At 55.0% G+C, this 3190-nt stretch carries 4 protein-coding genes and 1 pseudogene; 3 read left to right on the plus strand and 2 right to left on the minus strand.

Translation table 11 applies throughout. The annotated features are described in order from the left end of the window. Positions 1 to 258: 258 nt before the first annotated feature. Positions 259 to 531 (plus strand): hypothetical protein, encoded by a 273-nt coding sequence (locus MAXJ12_RS17605; RefSeq protein WP_008837287.1) that lies wholly within the window; start codon positions 259 to 261, stop codon positions 529 to 531. A gap of 122 nt (positions 532 to 653) precedes the next feature. Here the strand turns inward: MAXJ12_RS17605 and MAXJ12_RS17610 are convergent, their stop codons facing one another. Together MAXJ12_RS17610 and MAXJ12_RS36820 are read right to left on the minus strand one after the other, a co-directional pair. Then, complete coding sequence (locus tag MAXJ12_RS17610; protein ID WP_008837288.1) at positions 654 to 923, minus strand: DUF1488 family protein; 270 nt, start codon at positions 921 to 923, stop codon at positions 654 to 656. A 36-nt stretch (positions 924 to 959) separates the two neighbouring features. After that, positions 960 to 1403, minus strand: coding sequence for a hypothetical protein (locus MAXJ12_RS36820; protein ID WP_139043918.1), 444 nt, complete (start codon positions 1401 to 1403; stop codon positions 960 to 962). A 413-nt stretch (positions 1404 to 1816) separates the two neighbouring features. Here MAXJ12_RS36820 and MAXJ12_RS17615 point away from each other — a divergent pair, with 413 nt between their 5' ends. Both MAXJ12_RS17615 and MAXJ12_RS36825 read left to right on the plus strand, forming a co-directional pair. Continuing rightward, positions 1817 to 2761 (plus strand): carboxylate--amine ligase, encoded by a 945-nt coding sequence (locus tag MAXJ12_RS17615; protein WP_244421511.1) that lies wholly within the window; start codon positions 1817 to 1819, stop codon positions 2759 to 2761. A gap of 35 nt (positions 2762 to 2796) precedes the next feature. Then, a pseudogene (locus tag MAXJ12_RS36825) lies at positions 2797 to 3190 on the plus strand (polysaccharide deacetylase family protein); the annotation flags it as partial.

Raw genomic sequence — 3190 nt, forward strand, 5'->3', positions numbered from 1 at the left:
CCGGAATTTCATGTGGGTTTCTTTCCGTGGCCGGCGCATAGGGGGCCACACCCCTGTCATAGGCTCTTTGGCACTCGAATGATAGGAGTGCCAAAATTAAATTGTGCATCTTTAAAATATTGAAGCGGGACTTGGTATGAAATTGCTGAATTACGGGCCGAAATGAAATAGCGACAAATTGAATTCCGATCGCAAACACCTATTTTTATACGACAGACGTTCACGTCTGATATTTCAATAGCAAGGGAGAATTGCCCAATGGCGGATGCTAATCAAAACATTATGGAAAAGGCGCAGTCGCGTTTCATCGAGACCCAAAAGAAAACTGCTGAGCGAAACAAGGCGACGGCCGAATATCACTCGGAAGCAAAAGCCAGGGTCATCAAGACGGCAAAACTGCGCGAGTTGCGACTCGCCAAGGAGGAGCAGGATCGCGCCGCGGAGGCCTTGAAGCCAGTCGAACCCAAAAAGAAGCGGGCGCCGCGCGCGAGCAAGAGCAAAGAACTCCCCACTTCCGTCGACAAGACGTAAACTGCGCCACGTACGATGTGAGCCGCAGGCGGGCTATTCGATCGCAGACGTTAGCCTGGAGCCTTGTGACGCCTTTTCAAACTCCACCCAGCGGTCTGTCACCACGCCAGGTATTGTCGACGCTATTTGAAATCGGCAGACGTCAGGTCGTACATGTTTTTGCGGCCGCGGGAGTAGGCATTCCGCGCCATGTCGTGAACCAAACCGCGCACCGCATCGAAAGCCGCCAAATAGTCGGTTTCAGCGTCAGCGGGTTCGGCTGCTTTCTTCTTCGAGATCGCGTCGATCTCGACGGAAAAGGAAATCTGAACCATGCCGTCATGGCCAAGAAAGCGGATACGCTTCCCTGCCGCGTCGTAGCTGCGGCTCAGATTGGGAAATGTCAGTGACATGGTCTTACCTCTCGAGAAGTCGACGCCAAAACGTTATCATGTATTTCCAGTGGCCATGGAATATATAGAAGCGAGAACAAATAATGCAGTCGACATTCTCATAAATAGCTGAAATGAAAAATAATCTTTCATCGCGACCTCCTTTGTTTTTGTTAGTTTTTCGGGCCAGAATTTCACCATACCACATAAGAAGGTGATCCGGTGATTTTTTCGACACTTTTCAATCGAGAACAGTTCTCGATCAAACGGCCGACCAGTTGCGGCTAGATCGACGCGGCTTTTTCGGTCGCCGGTTGGTTGCCACTCACTTCGACAACATGTGCCCGGCTTCAGCTTGCGGGCCCGATTCGCACCGCAGTCCGCTGCCCTCCTTCGCATGAACCTGGGAAGTTCGGCCTCATATCGGGGCGAATGATAAGCAAGGCGCCTGGGCCGCGACTGGTCAGTGACGATCATGACGTCGAGCACTTCGCTGATCATTTGGGAGCGTCCGGACAACATCTGCGCCTCAGCATGGCGGGTAATGTTCTCGGGAATACAGCCTCGCCTTCGTCTGCCTCCCCATGAGGTCACGTTATGCAAGTGTTAAATGCGGTGCCGTAGTTTGCGAGCTGAAATGCGGGCTCAGATTCGCCGAGTAACACTGAAAGGACCGGGGGCTTTTGGAGAACTCAGGTGTCGTGCTTCTTGGTGGCGCTCACGGAGCGCTCGCGCTCGCGCGCAGTCTCGGCGCTCGGCAGGTTCCTGTCGCCTATGTAACCAACGATTCCCCGCTCCCGAGCTGGTCGAGATTTGTCCGTGAGACGATCAGGTGGCCAGGTCCGGATGACGACCGGGCCATCACATTCCTTAACGAGGCAGCGCAACGGCACCAGTTGGAGGGATGGCTTCTCGTGCCGGCCGCCGATCCCGAAGTTCGCCTGGTTTCGGAAAATCTCGAGGCGCTCTCGGGCGTATACAAGATCATGCTGCCGTCGTGGGACGCGCTGAGATTTGTTTGCGATAAGCCTTTTCTTTACAAGCGCGCCGCCGAACTCAACCTGGAAATTCCGCGAACCTATGAGATCGCGTCGCCTCAACAGGCTTCGAAGTTGAAACTGTCGTTTCCGGTTGTACTCAAACCGAATATGGGTGGCGGACACAGCCGCATTGCAAAGGCCAAGGTTGTCCGGGTCGATGACCATGCGTCATTTCTGTCGGCCTATAGTGACGCGGCCGGGCAGATCGGCTTCGAAAATATCATCGTACAGGAATTGATCCCGGGGGGCGGGGAAAGCCAGTTCTCCTACGCGGCTCTGTGGAAGAACGGCGAACCCGTGGCCGAGTTCACAGCCCGCCGCACAAGGCAATATCCCGTGGATTTTGGCTTTACGAGCACCTTTGTAGAGGTTGTCGAAGAACCGCACGCCGTCGCAGCCGCTCGGACCTTGCTCAAGTCGATCGGTCACAGCGGTTTGGTCGAAATCGAATTCAAGCGGGATCGCCGGGACAATTCGCTCAAGCTTCTCGACGTCAACCCTCGTCCGTGGTCGTGGTTTGGCCTCTGCGCCGCTTCGGGCGTCGATCTGGGCGCGATGCTTTGGGAATCCGCGAACGGTCGGGACTCCTCACCTGTGTCAGCGCGCCAAAGGACAGCATGGATGTATCTCGTCCGCGACGGTGTTTCGGCATTCAAACTGATGCTTCGCGGCCAGGTCGGGATCGCGGAGTATTTCCGGTCCTTCGGATCGGTTCGGTCGTGGGCGACCTTCGCGTGGAACGATCTGTTGCCGGGATTGATCGACCTGCCGCTGACGGCATGGAGGGTTCTGACCAAACGCGTGTTGAAGATTTCATAGCAAGATCGTTGCTGGCTATCGGGGCAGTTTCTTGAATGGCAATTTTGCAATCAGCTAAGAGAAATCTAAAATATTCGATCATTCGGGCTGGTCTGGAAGTCGCGAGCGTTTTGAAAGCCCAGTCGCTGTTCCCGTCATTTGGCGGTCGAGGGCTAATCTTTACGCTCCATCACGTCCGGCCCGAACGGCAGAAAACCAGGTTCTCACCCAACGCGACATTGTCGATCACTCCTGAATTCCTCGAACAGGCCATCACCGCCGCCCGTGAGTGTGATCTTGTACCGGTTCATCTTCACGATCTGCCGGCGCTGCTCGCTAATCCGTCGGACAGCAGGAAGTTCGTCTCGTTTACACTCGATGACGGATACCGCGACAATGCGGAATTCGCCGTGCCGATCTTCCGCAGGTTCAAAGTCCCCTACACGATCT

The organism is Mesorhizobium alhagi CCNWXJ12-2 (assembly GCF_000236565.1).
Taxonomy (GTDB): Bacteria; Pseudomonadota; Alphaproteobacteria; order Rhizobiales; family Rhizobiaceae; genus Allomesorhizobium; species Allomesorhizobium alhagi.

Coding starts and splice junctions, on each gene's coding strand:
- MAXJ12_RS17610 (WP_008837288.1), bottom strand. CDS start 923: ATGTCACTGACATTTCCCAATCTGAGCCGCAGCTACGACGCGGCAGGG.
- MAXJ12_RS36820 (WP_139043918.1), bottom strand. CDS start 1,403: ATGATCAGCGAAGTGCTCGACGTCATGATCGTCACTGACCAGTCGCGG.
- MAXJ12_RS17605 (WP_008837287.1), top strand. CDS start 259: ATGGCGGATGCTAATCAAAACATTATGGAAAAGGCGCAGTCGCGTTTC.